General features: G+C 58.6%; 14 protein-coding genes and 3 pseudogenes. 9 read left to right on the top strand and 8 right to left on the bottom strand.

Translation table 11 applies throughout. The features are described from left to right. Positions 1–103: 103 nt before the first annotated feature. Positions 104–697 (bottom strand): annotated as a pseudogene (locus tag AD669_RS29040) (methyl-accepting chemotaxis protein); the annotation flags it as partial. 264 nt (positions 698–961) lie between these two features. Next, a pseudogene (locus AD669_RS29035) lies at positions 962–1,930 on the bottom strand (HAMP domain-containing protein); the annotation flags it as partial. 876 nt (positions 1,931–2,806) lie between these two features. On the opposite strand from AD669_RS29035, the gene AD669_RS17260 reads away from it, so the two are divergent. The 3 genes and pseudogenes from AD669_RS17260 (at position 2,807) to AD669_RS29025 (ending at position 6,005) form a co-directional block, all read left to right on the top strand. Then, on the top strand, positions 2,807–4,126 hold the full coding sequence (locus AD669_RS17260; RefSeq protein ID WP_053121921.1) for a Na+/H+ antiporter family protein: 1,320 nt from the start codon (positions 2,807–2,809) through the stop codon (positions 4,124–4,126). A 196-nt stretch (positions 4,127–4,322) separates the two neighbouring features. Next, positions 4,323–5,099 (top strand): annotated as a pseudogene (locus AD669_RS29030) (cache domain-containing protein); the annotation flags it as partial. Positions 5,100–5,183: 84 nt separating this feature from the next. Further along, positions 5,184–6,005, top strand: coding sequence for a methyl-accepting chemotaxis protein (locus AD669_RS29025; RefSeq protein ID WP_371262381.1), 822 nt, complete (start codon positions 5,184–5,186; stop codon positions 6,003–6,005). Positions 6,006–6,211: 206 nt separating this feature from the next. On the opposite strand, the gene AD669_RS17250 is transcribed toward AD669_RS29025, so the two are convergent. Next, the gene (locus AD669_RS17250; protein WP_053121918.1) at positions 6,212–7,147 is read right to left on the bottom strand and encodes a LysR family transcriptional regulator; all 936 of its coding nucleotides are present in this window, start codon (positions 7,145–7,147) and stop codon (positions 6,212–6,214) included. 112 nt (positions 7,148–7,259) lie between these two features. Between AD669_RS17250 and AD669_RS17245 the strand changes: the two genes are divergently transcribed. From AD669_RS17245 to AD669_RS28160, 3 genes are all read left to right on the top strand, one after another. Next, positions 7,260–7,745: a DMT family transporter gene (locus AD669_RS17245; RefSeq protein ID WP_053121916.1), complete on the top strand. Its 486-nt coding sequence runs from the start codon at positions 7,260–7,262 to the stop codon at positions 7,743–7,745. Next, positions 7,745–8,203, top strand: coding sequence for a DMT family transporter (locus AD669_RS17240; protein ID WP_053121914.1), 459 nt, complete (start codon positions 7,745–7,747; stop codon positions 8,201–8,203). The genes AD669_RS17245 and AD669_RS17240 overlap by 1 nt, the downstream gene beginning before the upstream one ends. A 992-nt stretch (positions 8,204–9,195) precedes the next feature. Then, positions 9,196–9,363: a metallothionein gene (locus AD669_RS28160; RefSeq protein WP_081730276.1), complete on the top strand. Its 168-nt coding sequence runs from the start codon at positions 9,196–9,198 to the stop codon at positions 9,361–9,363. Between the two features lie 23 nt (positions 9,364–9,386). On the opposite strand, the gene AD669_RS17235 is transcribed toward AD669_RS28160, so the two are convergent. Next, the gene (locus AD669_RS17235) at positions 9,387–9,662 is read right to left on the bottom strand and encodes a hypothetical protein (protein ID WP_053121912.1); all 276 of its coding nucleotides are present in this window, start codon (positions 9,660–9,662) and stop codon (positions 9,387–9,389) included. 37 nt (positions 9,663–9,699) lie between these two features. Then, positions 9,700–9,927 carry a DUF6555 family protein gene (locus AD669_RS17230; RefSeq protein ID WP_053121910.1) on the bottom strand — a complete coding sequence of 76 codons (228 nt, stop codon included), beginning with the start codon at positions 9,925–9,927 and terminating at the stop codon, positions 9,700–9,702. Positions 9,928–10,063: 136 nt separating this feature from the next. Between AD669_RS17230 and AD669_RS17225 the strand changes: the two genes are divergently transcribed. From AD669_RS17225 to AD669_RS17220, 3 genes are all read left to right on the top strand, one after another. Continuing rightward, positions 10,064–10,837, top strand: coding sequence for a helix-turn-helix domain-containing protein (locus AD669_RS17225; RefSeq protein ID WP_053121908.1), 774 nt, complete (start codon positions 10,064–10,066; stop codon positions 10,835–10,837). 235 nt (positions 10,838–11,072) lie between these two features. After that, complete coding sequence (locus AD669_RS28155; protein ID WP_082341460.1) at positions 11,073–11,246, top strand: DUF1427 family protein; 174 nt, start codon at positions 11,073–11,075, stop codon at positions 11,244–11,246. A gap of 30 nt (positions 11,247–11,276) precedes the next feature. Next, complete coding sequence (locus AD669_RS17220; RefSeq protein ID WP_053121906.1) at positions 11,277–12,233, top strand: zinc-binding alcohol dehydrogenase family protein; 957 nt, start codon at positions 11,277–11,279, stop codon at positions 12,231–12,233. Positions 12,234–12,376: 143 nt separating this feature from the next. On the opposite strand, the gene AD669_RS17215 is transcribed toward AD669_RS17220, so the two are convergent. The 3 genes from AD669_RS17215 to AD669_RS17205 form a co-directional block, all read right to left on the bottom strand. After that, positions 12,377–12,736, bottom strand: coding sequence for a DUF6124 family protein (locus AD669_RS17215; RefSeq protein ID WP_053121904.1), 360 nt, complete (start codon positions 12,734–12,736; stop codon positions 12,377–12,379). A gap of 420 nt (positions 12,737–13,156) precedes the next feature. Then, complete coding sequence (locus AD669_RS17210; RefSeq protein WP_053121901.1) at positions 13,157–15,418, bottom strand: hypothetical protein; 2,262 nt, start codon at positions 15,416–15,418, stop codon at positions 13,157–13,159. A gap of 228 nt (positions 15,419–15,646) precedes the next feature. Further along, positions 15,647–16,615: a nucleoside-specific channel-forming protein Tsx gene (locus AD669_RS17205; RefSeq protein WP_053121899.1), complete on the bottom strand. Its 969-nt coding sequence runs from the start codon at positions 16,613–16,615 to the stop codon at positions 15,647–15,649. Positions 16,616–16,813: the final 198 nt, after the last annotated feature.

Genomic DNA, 16,813 nt, shown 5'->3' with positions numbered 1-16,813 from the left:
TTTTGAAAAGCACATAGATCGGCTCCCTTTCCCCTCTACCCCTTGGGGGAGAGGGCTGGGGTGAGGGGGAAAGGATTTACCTGACACCCCCCAAAATCCCGGGTCACACCCGAAACTGATCCATCAAACTCTGCTGCTGATTCGCCAGGCTGTTCAGCGACTGACTCACCCGCGCCGACTCATTCGCCTGCCCCGACAACGATTCCGTCACATCGCGAATCGTCGCCACGTTGTTGTTGATCTCCTCCGCAACCGCGCTCTGCTCTTCCGCCGCGCTGGCGATCTGCAGGTTCATGTCGCTGATCACCGTCACCGCGTCGCCGATCTGACGCAGCGCAGTCACCGCTTGGCCAACCTGTTCAACACTGCCCTGCGCCTGACGATGGCTGTTGCCCATCGAACCGACCACTTCCTGCGTCCCGGTCTGCAGTTGTTCAATCACCTGACGGGTTTCTTCCACCGATTCCTGTGTGCGGCGCGCGAGGTTACGCACTTCATCGGCGACCACGGCAAAACCACGTCCGGCTTCACCGGCACGCGCCGCTTCAATCGCGGCGTTGAGGGCCAGCAGGTTGGTCTGCTCGGCAATGGCGCGGATGGTTTCCAGCACGGCGCCGATCTTCTCGCTGTTCGCGGCCAGGCCTTCGACCTGCACCATCGCCGCGCTCATGTCGGCGGCGAGGGTGTCGATGCTCGCGGTGGTGCGGTCGATCACGGTCAGGCCTTGACGGGTGGCGCGATCGGCGTCCTTGGCGGCTTCGGCAGCCTGCGCGGCACTGCGCGCGACGTCTTGTGCGGTGGCGCTCATTTCGTGGGACGCGGTGGCGACCTGATCGACCTGACGGTATTGCTGCTCCATGCCGGCGCTGGTTTGCGTAGCGATGGCCGAAGACTGATCGGCCGTGTCGCGCGCGTCCTGCACCGAGCGTTTGACGTCGGCAATGATCGGCTGCAATTTATCAAGGAAGCGGTTAAACCAACCGGCCAATTGACCGAGTTCATCCTTCTTGTCGTAGGCCAGACGGCGGGTCAGATCACCTTCACCGCTGGCGATGTCTTCGAGCATGTGCGCCACACCGAGGATCGGTTTGGTCACGCTGCGCGCCATCAGCCACACCAGCAGCAGGCCGATCAGCGCGGCGAGCACGCCGAGGCTCAGCTCAATCAACGTGCCTGAGGTGTTGCTCGCGTCCAGTTGTTGCTTGAGCGCTTCGGCGCGGCTGACCAGGACTTTTTCCGGCACATCCAGCAGCACGCCCCACGACGGGCCACCGGGAATCGGTTGGAATGGCGAGAGCACTTTCAACTGGCCGTTGCTGTGCAGGCTGGTGACGTTGCTGTTCGAGGCCAACAGACGCAGCAGCTCAGTGCCGCTGGTTTTGTCCACCGCATCCAGACGCTGGCTGAGTTTGCCGGCATCCGGGCTGTAACCGGCGAGCAGGCCGGCGGGGCTGATGATGCTCACGGCGGTCTGGCCGTCATAGAGCTTCTTGCTCGCGCTCTGGCTGGTGGCTTGCAGGCTGTTGAGGTTGATGTCGACCGACAGCGAGGCGATGACTTTGCCGTCGACTGTCAGCGGGAACACAATGCTGGTCATCAGCACGTTGTGGCCGTCGATCACGTAGAAGTATGGTTCGATCACGCAGGGTTTGAGTGTGGTGCGCGGGCAGGTAAACCAGGCATTGGCCGCCTGACCGGACGGGCCGGTGCTGGTGTCGGCCATGTCGCTTTCCGGCAGCGCCATCGAGGTCACCTTGCCGGGCGTCGGTTGCGACCAGTACAGGGCGAAACGGCCCTTGTCGTTGCTGCCCAGTTCGGCCTGGTTGGCGAACAGTTCGTCCTTGCCATCCAGCGCATTGGCTTCGAACACCAGCGACAGGCCGAGCAGATCCGGGTTGGCTTGCAGCGCGGATTTGACCTGACGGGTCATGTCTTCGCGCAGGTCGAAGGCGTCGAGGAAGCGTTTTTCGGCTTGCTCGCGGAGGAACAACACCTGGCGCGAGAACCCGTGGCCGTATTGATAGGCGTCCATGAATTGCTGGCGAATACTCGCCGATTGCACTTCGCCCTGGGACTCGATGCGCGCCTGCGCCGACTCGGTGAGCATTTCCATGCTCGAAGCTTTCACCAGTGCGGAACTGTGCTCCATGCGATACAGCGAAAGACCCACCAACAGGGTCACGATACCGGCCAGGCAAAGGCCGGCGAGCAGGGTGATTTTCCATTGGATGGAAAGTTGTCTGAGCGACATGGAGATGTCCTTATTCGATAAATATCTGCGACTTTGCACTGTAACGGCCGCGAATCGGCTTTCTTTATCCCTGAAACACAATATGACTAATTGCCACAGGCCATGGCTGAAACACCTTTTTGGGGCAAACACAAAATCTGTGGTGAGGGGATTTATCCCCGACCGGCTGCGCAGCAGTCGCAAAACCTGCAAATGCGCTGTGTCTGTAAGAATGCAGGGGGCGGCTTCGCCACCCATCGGGGATAAATCCCCTCGCCATAGGAAATACATTCATCACAGGAGGATTGATCGTTCCCACGCTCCGCGTGGGAATGCAGCCCGGGACGCTCCGCGTCCCAAAGCGGACGCAGAGCGTCCATTGAGGCGTTCCCACGCGGAGCGTGGGGACGATCAAGGGTTGTGAGTAACCTTCGATGTTTTGACACCGCCGCCACTCTGCGGCACAGTGCGCGCCCTTCTAATAAGACCCTCTTTGCAAATCCGCCGGTTTAGCGTTGGCGGACTCATTCTGTCTGGCGGTCGGTTGTCCACCGCAGTGTTTTTTGAGGTAGTGAAATGAATGCAGTCATAGCGGCGGTCGGCGTCATGCTGATTCTCAGCCTGTCGCGCGTGCACGTGGTGATCGCTTTGATCGTCGGCGCGCTGGTCGGCGGCCTGACCGGTGGTTTGGGTATCGACGCCACGCTCAAGGCGTTCAACAGCGGCCTGGGCGGCGGCGCGACCGTGGCGTTGTCCTACGCGTTGCTCGGTGCTTTCGCCGTCGCGATTGCCAAATCGGGCCTGGCCCACGCATTGGCCGACAAGGCGCTGGCGATGGTTGATCGTCAGCATTCGAACGGTGGCGGCAGTGTCAAATGGCTGTTGATCGGTCTGTTGTGGGTGGTCGCGATTGCTTCGCAGAACATCCTGCCAATCCACATCGCCTTCATTCCACTGCTGGTGCCGCCACTTCTATATGTACTGACCAAGCTGCAACTCGACCGCCGCTTGATCGCCTGCGTCATGACCTTCGGTCTGATCACGCCGTACATGGTGTTCCCGGTCGGCTTCGGCAACATCTTCCTCAACCAGATCCTGCTGGCCAACGTCAGCAAGGCTGGCGTCGACATCAGCCAGATCAATGTCATGCACGCCATGGCCATTCCGGCGCTGGGCATGGTCTTCGGTCTGTTGGTGGCGGTGTTCTTCAGCTACCGCAAAAAGCGCGTTTACGATCTGGAAAAGATCGAGCGGGTCGAGCAGGTCAGCGTTGCCTACAACCCGAAAACCATTGGCATTGCCGGTCTGGCGATTGCTGCGGCGTTCATCATTCAGTTGCTGCTCGACTCGATGATTATCGGCGCGCTCGCCGGTTTTCTGATCTTCTCGGCGTCGGGCATTGTGAAGTGGCGTGAAACCGACGACCTGTTCACCGAAGGCATGAAGATGATGGCGATGATCGGCTTCATCATGATCTCTGCCTCGGGTTTTGCCGAAGTACTGAAAGCCACCGGCGAAGTGCGCACGCTGGTCGAAAGCGCAGCGGCGTGGATCAATCACAGTCGGGCGATTGGCGCGTTGTTGATGTTGCTGGTGGGCCTGATGGTGACCATCGGGATCGGTTCGTCGTTCTCGACGGTGCCGATTCTGGCGGCGATTTTCGTGCCGTTGTGCGTGCAGCTCGGCTTCAGCCCGATGGCGATCGTGTGCATCGTCGGCACCGCCGGGGCACTGGGCGATACCGGCTCGCCAGCGTCGGATTCGACATTGGGGCCGACCTCCGGTTTGAACGTTGACGGCCAGCATCACCATATCTGGGACACCGTGGTGCCGACGTTCCTGCACTACAACCTGCCGCTGCTGGCGTTCGGCTGGGTGGCCGCGATGGTTCTCTGAACCCTACAAATCCCCTGTGGGAGCGAGCTTGCTCGCGAAAGCGGTGTATCAGCGACTTAATGGTTGACTGACACGACGCCTTCGCGAGCAAGCTCGCTCCCACAGGGGGGATGGGTGATTCCTGCGCTCAACTTTTGTGATGGCATGCCGTTAAAGCCTTTAACCACGCCAATAAAACCAAAAGAGTGAGCCCCCAATGCGCCTGAGCCTCAAGGCCAAAGTCCTGTCCCTCGCCGTCCTCCCGGTGCTGCTCTTTGCGCTGGTCATCAGCCTGACCACGCTGTTCATCCTCCAGCAACAGGCGCACAACGAGGTCGAGCAGACCCGCGAGCGCCTGCTCGGCGACGCGAAAGCCACCCTGCAAAGTTACGTCGCCGTGGCCATGACCACGATCAAACCGCTGTACGACGCTGCCGCCCCCGGCGATGACGCGGCGCGCGCGCAGGCGATCAAGCTGCTCTCGGGCATTCGCTACGGCAAGGACGGCTACTTCTTCGGCTACGACTCCGAGACCGTGCGCCTGTTCAAGGCCAACGATCCGGAAGGCGTGGGCAAAAGCTTCAAGGACAACCGCGACCCGAACGGCGTTTACGTCAACCAGGGCCTGGTGAAAGTGGCGAAGGACGGCACGCACTATCTGCAATACAGTTCGCCGCTGCCGGGCAATGCGCAGGTGCTGGTGCCGAAACTCGGTTACACCGAATACCTGGCGAAGTGGGACATGGCGGTCGGTACCTCGGTCAACCTCGACGGCATCGAGGCGCAAGTGGCGCTGGTGCAAACGCAAGTGCAGGAACGCATGCAAGGCGTGGTGCTGAGCATCGTTGGCGTCGCGGTGGTGGTGCTGTTGGTGATCGCGGCGGCGGGCATGCTGCTGGCCAATACCATTTTGCGTCCGCTGACGCTGATGAAGGCGAATCTCGATGACATCGCGGCGGGCGAGGGCGATCTGACCCGTCGTCTGAACATCACCAGTCAGGACGAACTCGGCGAACTGGCCGGCTCGTTTAACCGCTTCGTCGACAAGATTCACGGACTGGTGCGGCAGATCACCGAGATGACCACGCAACTCACCGGGCTGGTGACGCAAGTCTCGGATCAGGCGCAGCGCTCGGATCAGGCGATGGAGCGCCAGCGTCACGAGACCGATCAGGTGGCAACGGCGATCAACGAAATGTCCGCCGCCGCGCAGGAAGTGGCGAAGAGTGCGCAGAATGCCGCTGTCGCTGCGCAACAGACTGACGAAGAAGGGCAGAGCGCCAAGCGTGTGGTGGCCGGCAGCATCAAGCAGATTCATGCGTTGGTTGATGACATCCGCAGCAGTGGCGTGTCGCTGGATAGCTTGCAGCAGGACGTGAGCTCGATTGTCGGCGTGCTCGGGGTGATTCGTTCGATTGCCGAGCAGACCAATCTGTTGGCACTGAACGCAGCAATTGAAGCGGCGCGGGCCGGTGAGGCCGGGCGTGGGTTTGCGGTGGTGGCGGATGAAGTGCGGGCGCTGGCCAGTCGGACGCAGATCAGCACCCAGGAAATTCAGGGGATGATTGATCGCCTGCAGGCGGGGACGCAGTCGGCGGTGGAAGCGATGCGCCGATCCAGTGAAGCGGGCGACGGCACGTCGGCGCAGGCCAATCAGGCCGGGGCTTCGCTGGACACGATGGCGTCGTTGATTGCGACGATCAACTCGATGAACGCGCAGATCGCCAGTGCGGCGGAAGAGCAGACGGCGGTGGCGGAAGAGATCAATCGCAGCGTGCACCAGATTGCGGTGGCGGTGGACAGCGTGGCGGATGAGACGCAGTTGGGGGCGCAGACTTCGCGTAGTTTGGCGGATCTTGGTCAGCGCCTGGGCAAACTTGTCGGCCAGTTCCGTATCTGACTTTGAAAAGCCCCTCACCCTAGCCCTCTCCCGGAGGGAGAGGGGACTGATTGGGGGATATTGCAGAAATGCGCCGACCTGAAAGCTCTGCTGTGAATCCATAATCGACTCGATATTTCAGGTCGATGTAAGGCGCGAGACATCTCGGTCAGTCCCCTCTCCCTCGGGGAGAGGGCTAGGGTGAGGGGCTCTTGATCTTCAACCCTTCAAGCCCGATCCCAATAAGGCACTTCGCCGAAGCATTCGATGAAGAAGTCGATGACGGTGCGCACCTTCACCGACAAGCGCCGACTCCCCGGCCACAGCACCGCAATCTGCTGCGGCTCCAGACTGTTCGACACCTGATACTCGCCCAACACCGGCACCAACGTGCCTTCGCGCACCGCCTCGCCAATCAGCCACGACGGAAACATCACCAGCCCCAAGCCCTGTTCAGCGGCTTGGGTGAGGGTGTCGGCGTGGTTGCCGGTGATCGGGCCTTTGACCGAGTACGGCGTCCAGTCCTGCCCGTCGCGGCGGAAAAACCAGCGCTGCAATCCGGCCGCGCCTTTGTACGCCAGGCACTGGTGTTGCGCGAGATCGTCAGGGTGTCGCGGGATACCATGTTTTTGCAGATACGCCGGGCTGGCCGCGACCTGAAAGCGGTGCGGCGCCAGAATCCGCGCTTGCATGCTGGAGTCGTGCAGCGGGCCGATGCGGAACAGCAGATCCGCGCCTTCTTGCAGCGGGTCGACGTAATGGTCGGTCTGCTGAATATCCAGTTGCAACTTCGGATAGCGCGCGCACAACTTGCCCAGCCACGGCGTCAGATGGCGCTGGCCGAACACCACCGGGGCGTTGATTCGCACCAGGCCGGTGGGTTCGCTTTGCTGTTCCTGCAACGCCTGTTCGGCTTCTTCCAATTGCACCAACACCAGCCGCGCGTGATGGCCGAGCATGCGCCCAGCCTCGGTCGACGTGACGGCGCGGGTATGGCGGTAGAGCAATTGCTGATTCAGCGCTTGCTCCATCAACTGGATCTGCCGCGAAATCGAGGAGGGCGCCACGCCTTCGCGACGGGCGACTTCGGAAAAACTGCCGTGATCGAGCACGGCCACAAACAGTCGCAGCGCTTTGAATCCGAGTTCGTTAAGGCCGTGCATGGTCTGTCCTGCTGTGCGTGTTGCGCAAAAGTGTTGTCCGGATGCTCCCATTTATCGCACAGCGACGCCAGCCGATAATCCGCGCCATTGTTGACTGGGCTGGATTGTATTTATGCAAACGTTGGATGAAGTGAGTGTTGCGCCGCCGGTGGCCAAACCGGGGTTGCGCTTGTTGTTGCTGCCGCTGGTGATTCTGGCGGGGATGGGTTTGTCGGTGGAGGCGGGTTTGCTCGGGCCGTTGGGTGCGCAGGTCGGGCATTTGTGGGCGACGTTGAGCATCTTTGGGGTGGGCTCGGCGATTCTGTTTTTGCTGCTGTTGTTTGCGGGGCCACAGAAAGGGCCGGCGCTGAACACGCTGCCGCGCTGGCAGTTGATCGGTGGTTTGCTCGGGCCGATTTATGTGGTGGTGCTGACCTTGGCCACGCCGCACATTGGTATCGCCATGACGATGATCGCGATTCTTTCCGGGCAGGTCGGCAAGAGTGTGTTGATCGATCATTTTGGCTGGTTCGGGGCGACGCGCAAGAAGGTCAACGGTGAGCGTTGGCTGGCGCTGCTGTTGATTGTCGCGGCACTTGTTTTGATTGCTCGGGGTTGATGATGAATCTGATTATTTTGTTGGCTGTGGTGGTGGCGGCAGGGGCGGTATTGAGTGTTCAGGCGGCGATCAATGGGCGCTTGGGGGAAACCGTTGGTGTCTTGCGCAGTAGTTTGTTGACGTTTGCTGTGGGTGCGTTGGTGACCGGGTTGTTGATTTTGTTTTTTGAACCGGCGCATGCAGTGGGGTTGTTGGATGTGCCGAAGTGGCAGTTGAGCGGGGCGCTGTTTGGGGTGGTTTATATGATTGTCATGGTGGGCGCGGTGCCTCGTGTGGGGACGGCGGTGGCGACGGTGGCGGTGATTGTCGGGCAGTTGGGGATGGGGATGTTGATTGATAATTTTGGCTGGTTCGGGAATCCGGCGATTGAGTTGTCGGGGAGTCGGGTGTTGGCGATGGTGCTTTTGGCGGGGGCTTTGGTGTTTATGTATCGGAGTAGTGTGCGTAGCGCTGATTGATTTTGTTTTGGGGGGGTGGGCATATCCGTTGCTGCGGTGATGGCTGATTATGGTTCCGCCCTTACGGCGGGTCACTTTTGGCAAACGCCCCAAAAGTAACCAAAAGGTCTGTGCCCTGACGTTCGGCCCTCGCTGTGGCTCGGGTTCCTTCGCTGCGGGATCGATCCGGGGGGCAGCGCCTACGGTTTGCTTCGCTGCACCTCCTCTCGCTGTGTTTGGCTACGCCAAACGGTCGCTGCGCTCCCACCCCCGGATCGATCCCTCCACTCAGCCTGCCGACGGGCTCTAAGATCAAAAGCAGGCGAGCTGAGAATCGGCCTATTGAGTGGTGAAGAGCGGGGCGCGCACGGCTTTTTGATTTGCGTTGGATTCGCCCCTCACCCCAGCCCTCTCCCGAGGGAGAGGGGGCCGATTGGTGGGTTTTTCAGAATATGCATTCAACTCGGTATCCCAAGTCGGCGTACCTCTCCCAGTCCACGCAATCAGTCCCCTCTCCCTCCGGGAGAGGGCTAGGGTGAGGGGCTCTTGATCTGGCTCTTGCTGTGGCTTTTGATCTGGCTCTTGATTTTGGCCCCCATCGGCAGGCCGAGCGTAGGTGTTCATCCGGGGGTAGGCGCGCAGCGCCGTGCGGCGTAGCCGCATACATCGAGAGGAGGTGCAGCGAAGCAAACCGTAGGCGATGTCCCCGGATGGACACCGTAGCGAGGGAACACTGAGCCTAGGCGAAGTGCCGTACGCCGGGGGCCAAGCCTTTTGCTTACTTTTCGGCGTCTGGAAAAGTGAGTCGCTGTAAGAGCGAAACCGCCAGAAGCCCCAACCGCAGCAACGGATATGCCCCCAAAACCCCAAAGCCCCAAAATCCCAAAATCCCAAAACCCCCAAAAACCCAAACAAGCAAAATCAAAAGATCGCAGCCTTCGGCAGCTCCTACACTGGTAATCACGGCTTACCTAAAAGCCCCAGACAACCACCACCCCAAGGAGTCTGCCCCCATGCCCGATAGAAAATGCGATTGCCCAAACTGCAAATGCACCATCAAAGAAGGCGATCACGCCTACGCCGTACACGGCAAACACTACTGCTGCGAAGCCTGCGCCCACCACCACAAAGGTGGCGAAGAATGCTCAAGCAAAGGCTGCCACTGCGCACATCCCAAATAAACACAGGCAAAAAAAAGTGGAGCCTAATCAGGCTCCACTTCCAGTTTCAGACTTTCATCATCCAGCCGCTCGGTATGCCGCACCGTGCCTTGCAATCGCCGCCCCTCAACCCGAACCACCACGGTTTTCGCCTGGTCGAGGTCTTCCGGTAAAGGCGCTGGCACTCTCAGGGCGAAGCAATACGGATCATCGTCGACCGCTTCCAGACCCACGCGGCAATCCACGCTTTTGGTGATACGCCCAAACAATGTGTCGAGGCCGTAGTCCAGATGCGCCGGGCTGCTGCTGAAATCGATCATGGTTGCATTCCCCCGAATGTTCGCGTGCAGGCTGAGCTTAGCTGGTCGGTCGCCAGACGACGTTTTCCACGCCGAATTTTTCCGCCATCGGTTTGCTGGTCTTCTGTACTTTTTCACGACCAAAGCGCGGAATGCGACCCACGCCGGCATCGCAACTCGCCCAGTGCCACGCCTCGGTGTTGTCCATTTTGTCCGAGCGGATAATGAACGACTTGGCTGTGCCGTGAAGGGTGTACTCGATGACGTAGAGTTTTGCGTTGTTCATAAAGCCGGTATTCCTCCCTGTGGTAATAGAGGGATCGTTGAGCACCGGGAAAATTCATTCGGATTGTCCGACGGTATCTATCGTTGGCGGGGTTTCGGGCGACTGGTTACCATGGCGCCTTCACCAACCCCAATGAATGCTCGCCATGGCCCTCGCCACGCCCCCCGATTTCACTGACATCGATGTGCCCGTGCAACCGCTGGCGCGTACGTATCCGCGCGGGTTGTTTATCGAGCCGCATCAGCATGACTGGGGGCAGCTGTTGTATGCGATGAGCGGGGTGATGTGGGTCGAGACGCCGCATGAAGCGCTGGTGGTGCCGCCGCAGCGCGCGGTGTGGTTGCCGCCCGGGGTGCCGCACGGGATTCGCGTGGTGTCGGATTTGCAGATGCGCAATATCTACCTGCGCCCGGCGCTGGCGGCGACGCTGGATCAGACGGTGCAGGTGATCGAGGTCGGTGGTTTGCTGCGCGAGTTGATCGTCGGGCTGGTGGAGCAGGGCGACAGCGGTGAGCCAGCGTATTACGAGGCGCTGGTTGGCTTGGCGCTGCTGGAGTTGCAGCGCGCAAGGCGTTCGCAGCTGAAAATCCCGATGCCGGATGATTCCGATCGGCGCCTGATGAATCTTTGCCAGGCGGTGATGGCCGCGCCGTCGCTGGAGATCCCGTTCGAACAGCACGCGGAAAACGCCGGGGCCAGCGTGCGCACGTTGGCGCGGTTGTTCAAGGACAGTCTGGGCATGGGCTTCGCCGAGTGGCGGCGGCAGGTGCAACTGGCGACGGCGGTGGCGGAGTTGATTCAGGGTGTGGCGGTGAGTGTGATTGCCCGCGAACTCGGCTATTCACCGAGCAGCTTCAGCGACATGTTCCGCCGCGAACTGGGCGTCGCCCCGTCTCAGTTCACGGTGTAACGACGCTATTTCCTGAACCTGCACAAAGCCTGTAGGAGCATGGCTTGCCAGCGAAAGCGGAGTGTCAGCAATATCAATGTTGGCTGAATGGAAGCCTTCGCTGGCAAGCCATGCTCCTACAAGGTTTTGTGGTGATTTCGGCAGGTTTGTCCGAAATTCAGAAGTCCTTGGCCGACGCCATCCATCCCGCCTCCCTACACTCTGCCCATTCCTTTCAAACGGCAGAGTTCTCCCCATGAACTACCTGATTTCGCTGGCCATCGGCCTCGGCGTTGGCCTGTTGTACGGCGCGCTCGACTTCCGTTCTCCCGCGCCGCCGGCCATCGCGCTGGTCGGTCTGCTCGGCATGCTTGCGGGTGAGCAGCTGTGGCCGATGGGCCGGCAATGGGTCGCCGCTTGGTTGTCCTGAATCTTCTTTTCTCCTTCGGTGAATCACTCCATGAAAGCACTGCAATTCGATAAAACCGGCGACCTGTCCTCCCTGCGCTTCGTCGACGTGCCGACCCCGGTGGCCGGCGCCGATGAAGTCCTGGTGCAGATCAAAGCGGCCGGGCTCAATCCCAGCGATGTGAAAAATGTGCTCGGACGTTTCCCCTACACCACGTTGCCACGGATTCCCGGGCGCGAATTCGCCGGTGTCGTGGTCGAAGGCCCGCAAGCGTTGATCGGTCAGGAAGTCTGGGGCACGGGCCGTGAGCTGGGCTTTTTCGCCGACGGTTCCCACGCGCAATTCGTCAAACTGCCGGCCAACGGAGTCGCCCTCAAGCCGTCGCGCCTGAGCTTCACCCAAGCCGCCAGCCTCGGCGTGCCGTACACCACGGCGTGGGATGCGTTGGAGCGCAGCCTCGTCAAAGCCGACACGCGTTTGCTGGTGATTGGCGGCGGTGCGGTCGCCACAGCGGCATTAGCGCTGGCCAAAGTGCGCGGCGCAAAAACTCTGGCAGCGGCGCGGCGTCCGGAGCAGGTGGCGGAGTTGCAAGCGCAGGGCTACCCGACGATTCAACTGGATAAACCCGAAGACCTCGGTGCGCAGGTCAACGCGGTGTATCAGGGCGGCGCCGAAGTGATCTTCGACACCACCGGTTTCTGGCTGCCCGCTTCGGTGGCGGCGCTAGCAATCTTCGGCCGAATCGCAATCATCGCCGCACCGGTGGACGGCCAAGTGCAATTGCCGGCACTGGCGTTGTATCGCAAGGGCGGTTCGGTGGTCGGCGTCAACACATTGCTCTACGGCGTCGAAGCCTGCGCAGCGATGTTGAACCAGTTCGGCCAACTCTTCGACGAAGGCTCGCTGCCGTTGCCGCAAGGCCTGTTCGAATCACCACTGGCCGAAGGCCTGGCGCGCTACACCGAACTCAACGAGGGCGGCGGCGACAAAATCATCCTGATTCCCTGAGCCACCCAAATTCCCCTGACAACGCAAAACCTGTAGGAGCCGAGCTTGCTCGCGAAAACGGTGGATCAGCCAACCTCTCAGTCGACTGACCCACCGCTTTCGCGAGCAAGCTCAACTCCTACAAGGGACTGTGTCGTCTGGGGTTACGCGGGCACTTCCAGATTATCCAGCGCCCGATTCACCGCCAGTTCCCCGAGCATCACCACCTGCTGAATCCCCAGCAACGTGTGGCGATACGGCGTGTCGAGCGTCCCGGCAAAATCACTGAGCATCACACTCGCCGAAGCCATCGACTCACAAGCGTGGGCCAGCAGATCTTCGGTTTTGATGTTCGGCGCGATGACGAACATCAGGCTCGGCAGACGCGGATCATCGTGAGTCGCGCCGGGGCAAAGGTAGTGATCGAGCGCGCGTTCAGCGGCGTCGTGGAGTTTGCGTGAATGGGGGGATTCGTAGGGGGAAGTGGTGTCGATGTCGGGTGGGTTGGGTGTTGGTTTGAACATGGTGAAGCTCCTTGATGCATGGAGCCGCCACCGTTCGCGGTCAATCGAAACAGGGTGGCAGCTGTACGCGGGTTGACCGACCGGACATCAAGGAATCCGGCACACCCGAAGGTGTCCCACGCACAGCTACCGCGACATGAAGTTTCAGAAAATCTGAAATCTGTCCTGGACGCTGGCGCGCCTTGATTTTGGGCGGACGGTCAAATCCGATCGCTGATTCGTCAGCGACCTACAAACGATAAGATCCGTCCCCAAGGCGCACAAGCCGGCGGATTCTGGCGTAGCTGTAGGCAATGGCGCAAGGTTGTGTAGCCTGGGAGAGTTTCTGCAGGTGTCTGTTAAACATCAGTGTTTAAAAAACGGTTCTCTGCAAGAGACTCATCTCCTGAGGTACGTCTTTTCATAGTGAAGGAAATGGCGTTAGAGCATGAATGTAAAATAATCAAAATATAAATGATCGGAGGTTTCAGTTTGGAATCGCGAAATAGACTCACCGGCTGGTGCTGAGAATTCGATCCATTTGTTGTGTGGGGTGTAATAATCCGGACTTCCTGGAAGTCGAAGTGTTTCTATTGGTTTGTCTCTGGAGTCATAAAAAGTGATCAGCGCTAAGTGGCTTTGAAAGGTACATGAGAATTTTATTTTTGTGCATGGAATGTCCAACAAAAAATTCACGGTATCAATTTCGGTATGAGACGGATGACTTTTTCCTCTTGAGACATTGATTCCTGGGCCATCCAGCATTCCAGGTAATTGATGTTGCTCTCTAATTCCGCACGTTCCACTACCGTTAATGCAGCTGATGGTCATTCTTGGGATCTTGAGAGATTCTCCTGATGAAATTTCGATTGTTGGATGGTTGTTGAAGTTTTCAGTGATGATGGGGCGAAGTAGGGTTGTTGTAAGTGTTGGGAGGCCTACAAGATTTTCTTCCTCGGTTTCTTCATTGAATGAGATTTTTAGATTTGATGTTATTGCTGTATTTGATTTCAGGCTCTGGAGAATTTTCCGTGGGAAGTTGATATAGACACCGTTCGTTGGTTCGAGAGAATCAATCGCACGTCCTTCCTCCAAAATGATGACATCGGGCTGTCCGCTCTCGAGCACTGCATGAACAAAGAGGTAGATTTTTTGCCCTTCAGCAATCATTGGCCAAGGTGCGACAAACACTGTTGCATCTCCAGGAAATGTTTGAAGGTCGAGAACTGTCTGCCCAACTGATCCCGTCGCTTCCTTGATTTCAGGTGTCGGAAATCGCGGATCTCCGTCAATCATTTTGATAACCCTCAATTCAAGTGCCGGTGATTCTCCAATCGGTTCGTCACCCTGATGCAAGCTCCACTTGAATTTCAGATCCTTGCCATGACGTGCAGCTAAAAACTCCGGTTTCAGCTGGACATTGGCCTGTTTATTACTGTCGAACGCCACCAGTGGAAACAGCGGTGAGCCTGCGGGTGCGTCAATCTCAATCAAGCGCGCATGGTCTCCTACTTGAGCATCAGGATATTGAACCTGTAAGGTCACACCCTGCGAGTACGCCAATGCGTCAATAGGATTCACTGCGGGTTGTAGCAACTTCGGTGGCTGCAAATTGCTTGTGTCTCGTCCTATGACTTGCGCATTGGCCGGTGTTGACGATCCGATAATTGCGCCATGGCGAATCAACTGATAAAGCACGTTTACCGAACTATCCCTCACGACTTTGGCATGAGGAATATCCCACGCCAAATGAGTCGGTACTTGTGTAATAGGCAGTGTTTCCTCATGCCGCGCAATCACAACACCATTCAGTTCGGCGCTGAATAACAGGTAAATTGAGTCGCCCACTTTCCAGAGTGAATCCGGTAAATGCACCAAGGCCCAGAGCGGCCCGCCTTTCATTTTTTCCAAATCGACAACCGTAGGGTCGTCGTTGTTTTCGGTCGGTATCTCCCTGAGCACTGCCATTGGCAGCGTCAATCGGTTCAAGTGCACATCCGCCGTCACCACATCCGACCAAGTCGGTGGTCCTGATGGGTTCGTCACGTAATCGAGTACTCGGAATTTGAACTCAAAGTCCGAGTCATCCCCGCCCTGTTCCAGAACAGCTCTCGGGATCAGTATCACAAAATGTTGTGGGATCGGAGGAGGGGGAGAGACACTCTCGGGTAACACTCGATGTTCAACACGTACACCGTTGCAGTCGACGAGAATGCGGTCGTACCACTGGGTGTCTTTATAGGTGATGCTAACGCTCACGGCGTCCGCCTCATCGGGGCCGATGCTGTCGTGACTGACGCTGATAGTTAGTACTGGCGGCGTGTCGCCCGGGGGAGACGTACGGTGCAGCAATATCAGGTCTGGGGTGAACTCCTCTTCCTGGGAAGTGCGTTTAATGCCGAATTTGATTCGGTTGTAGCCTTTTTGAAAGACACCGGTAGGTATCCGCAATGGCGTGTCATCGTTTTCCGCGCCCTTGGCGATTGTTGTACTGCTCACTACATCATCGTTCAGGTAAAGCTTGAGTAAGTCGTTTTCTGCCTGAAGCAGATAGGCCCGCATGATCACCAGAAATCCGTCAGCCACGTTAGTGTCCGCAAGGGTTGCGCCGCCATGGGCTTGAACATCGGCGGGCACGAGGTCGACCATTTTTGGTGCCTTGGGCAGGGTCAGTTCTACAGCTTTGACTGCGCGGATATTCATCGCCATCTCCAGATTTCAGGGGGGATTGCCTTGGCGATATCTAATGCGATGTGGGTGATGGCGTCACCTGTCAGATCTGACAGGGTAGGGTGGGTTTCGGATGGGCGGTTCTAGTTGTTGGCAAGCGTTTTTAACATCAAAAGATCGCGGCCTTCGGCAGCTCCTACAGGGGGACCGCGAATTCTGTGTAGGAGCTGCCGAAGGCTGCGATCTTTTGATCGGTGTTCCTTAAAACTGGTAGCCCACGCCCGCGTAATACCCCCAGCCATTCGAGCGCGCACGGAAGTTGCCGTCGCCGAAATTCAGCTCGCTGCCGTCTTCCCAATTGCCGCCATTGTGGAAATACCGGCCCACCAGCGTGAAGCGCAAATGCGTGAACGAGTACAGCAACACGTTGGTCGCTACCGTCGCATTCGCGGTGCGGGCCGGGTTGTCTTTGTGGATGTCGGAGCCGAAGTCGAAGTTGGTGAAGCCGATGTAGGTCAGCGAGGCGCCGTTGCTGAATTTGTCGATGGGCACGATGTATTTGAGTTGGGCGCGGTAGCCGTCCCAGGAATATTCGTTGCTCGCGCCGTAGTTTTCCCACTGATAACGGCCGTAGAGGTTGGCCGACAGGTTGACCCGCGAGTGCGTGTCGATGTCGGTGCCGAAACCGCTGTAGAGGGTGTTGGCGCGGTTTTCCTTGCGGCTGCCGTGATCGTAGATCCAGTCGAACGCGACGTACCATTCCTTGAAAGGGCCGATGGCCAGGCTGCGGCCGGCGAGGTAGTCGATGGAGATGCGCGGTTCGTGTTCCATGAACAGCGGCGAGCCGTGATCCCACACGCCTTTGTCGTGGCTGTTGCCGATGTTGAAGATCTTCGGGACGTCGACGTAGCCGTACAGTTCAAACGGGCCTTTGCGGCCGAAGTACTCGTATTCCAGATAAATGTCGTCAGCGGGTTGCGGGCCGAAGCTGATGTCTTTGCTGCCGATCAGCATCAAGTCCTGGTTGTACCAGTCCGACAGGTACGCGCCTTTTTTTGGTGGACTGGCTTCGGGACTGAGGGCTTCGCCTTGGGCGGATTCTTCTGGCAGAACGGGCGGAGCGGGTTGCGCGAAAGCGCTGTGGCTGAGAAGTCCGGTAACGCCGGTCAGTAGCAAGGAAACAGTCAGCGTGCGCGCAAACGGAGCGCGAGGGGGGAGTGCGGCGTGCATTCAAAGTCCTTTTTTGCAGATCAAGGCCCGGCGTTCTGCGGGTCTGTAGGGTTTTGTTACGAAAATGCCGTGATTGACGCTGCGCAAACGTTTGCACAAGGCGTACCAATTATTTCAACGGGCTGAAATGTTGGGGGTTTTGCGGGTTTTTCTGATGGATCGGTCAACTGAGGGGCGGGCCACAAATTCATGCTTGGA

Source organism: Pseudomonas sp. P1.31 (assembly GCF_001269815.1).
GTDB classification, from domain to species: domain Bacteria; phylum Pseudomonadota; class Gammaproteobacteria; order Pseudomonadales; family Pseudomonadaceae; genus Aquipseudomonas; species Aquipseudomonas rustica.
This window is presented reverse-complemented; position numbering and strand designations above follow the sequence as displayed.

Coding starts and splice junctions, on each gene's coding strand:
- AD669_RS17260 (WP_053121921.1), top strand. CDS start 2,807: ATGAATGCAGTCATAGCGGCGGTCGGCGTCATGCTGATTCTCAGCCTG.
- AD669_RS29025 (WP_371262381.1), top strand. CDS start 5,184: ATGACCACGCAACTCACCGGGCTGGTGACGCAAGTCTCGGATCAGGCG.
- AD669_RS17250 (WP_053121918.1), bottom strand. CDS start 7,147: ATGCACGGCCTTAACGAACTCGGATTCAAAGCGCTGCGACTGTTTGTG.
- AD669_RS17245 (WP_053121916.1), top strand. CDS start 7,260: ATGCAAACGTTGGATGAAGTGAGTGTTGCGCCGCCGGTGGCCAAACCG.
- AD669_RS17240 (WP_053121914.1), top strand. CDS start 7,745: ATGATGAATCTGATTATTTTGTTGGCTGTGGTGGTGGCGGCAGGGGCG.
- AD669_RS28160 (WP_081730276.1), top strand. CDS start 9,196: ATGCCCGATAGAAAATGCGATTGCCCAAACTGCAAATGCACCATCAAA.
- AD669_RS17235 (WP_053121912.1), bottom strand. CDS start 9,662: ATGATCGATTTCAGCAGCAGCCCGGCGCATCTGGACTACGGCCTCGAC.
- AD669_RS17230 (WP_053121910.1), bottom strand. CDS start 9,927: ATGAACAACGCAAAACTCTACGTCATCGAGTACACCCTTCACGGCACA.
- AD669_RS17225 (WP_053121908.1), top strand. CDS start 10,064: ATGCTCGCCATGGCCCTCGCCACGCCCCCCGATTTCACTGACATCGAT.
- AD669_RS28155 (WP_082341460.1), top strand. CDS start 11,073: ATGAACTACCTGATTTCGCTGGCCATCGGCCTCGGCGTTGGCCTGTTG.
- AD669_RS17220 (WP_053121906.1), top strand. CDS start 11,277: ATGAAAGCACTGCAATTCGATAAAACCGGCGACCTGTCCTCCCTGCGC.
- AD669_RS17215 (WP_053121904.1), bottom strand. CDS start 12,736: ATGTTCAAACCAACACCCAACCCACCCGACATCGACACCACTTCCCCC.
- AD669_RS17210 (WP_053121901.1), bottom strand. CDS start 15,418: ATGAATATCCGCGCAGTCAAAGCTGTAGAACTGACCCTGCCCAAGGCA.
- AD669_RS17205 (WP_053121899.1), bottom strand. CDS start 16,615: ATGCACGCCGCACTCCCCCCTCGCGCTCCGTTTGCGCGCACGCTGACT.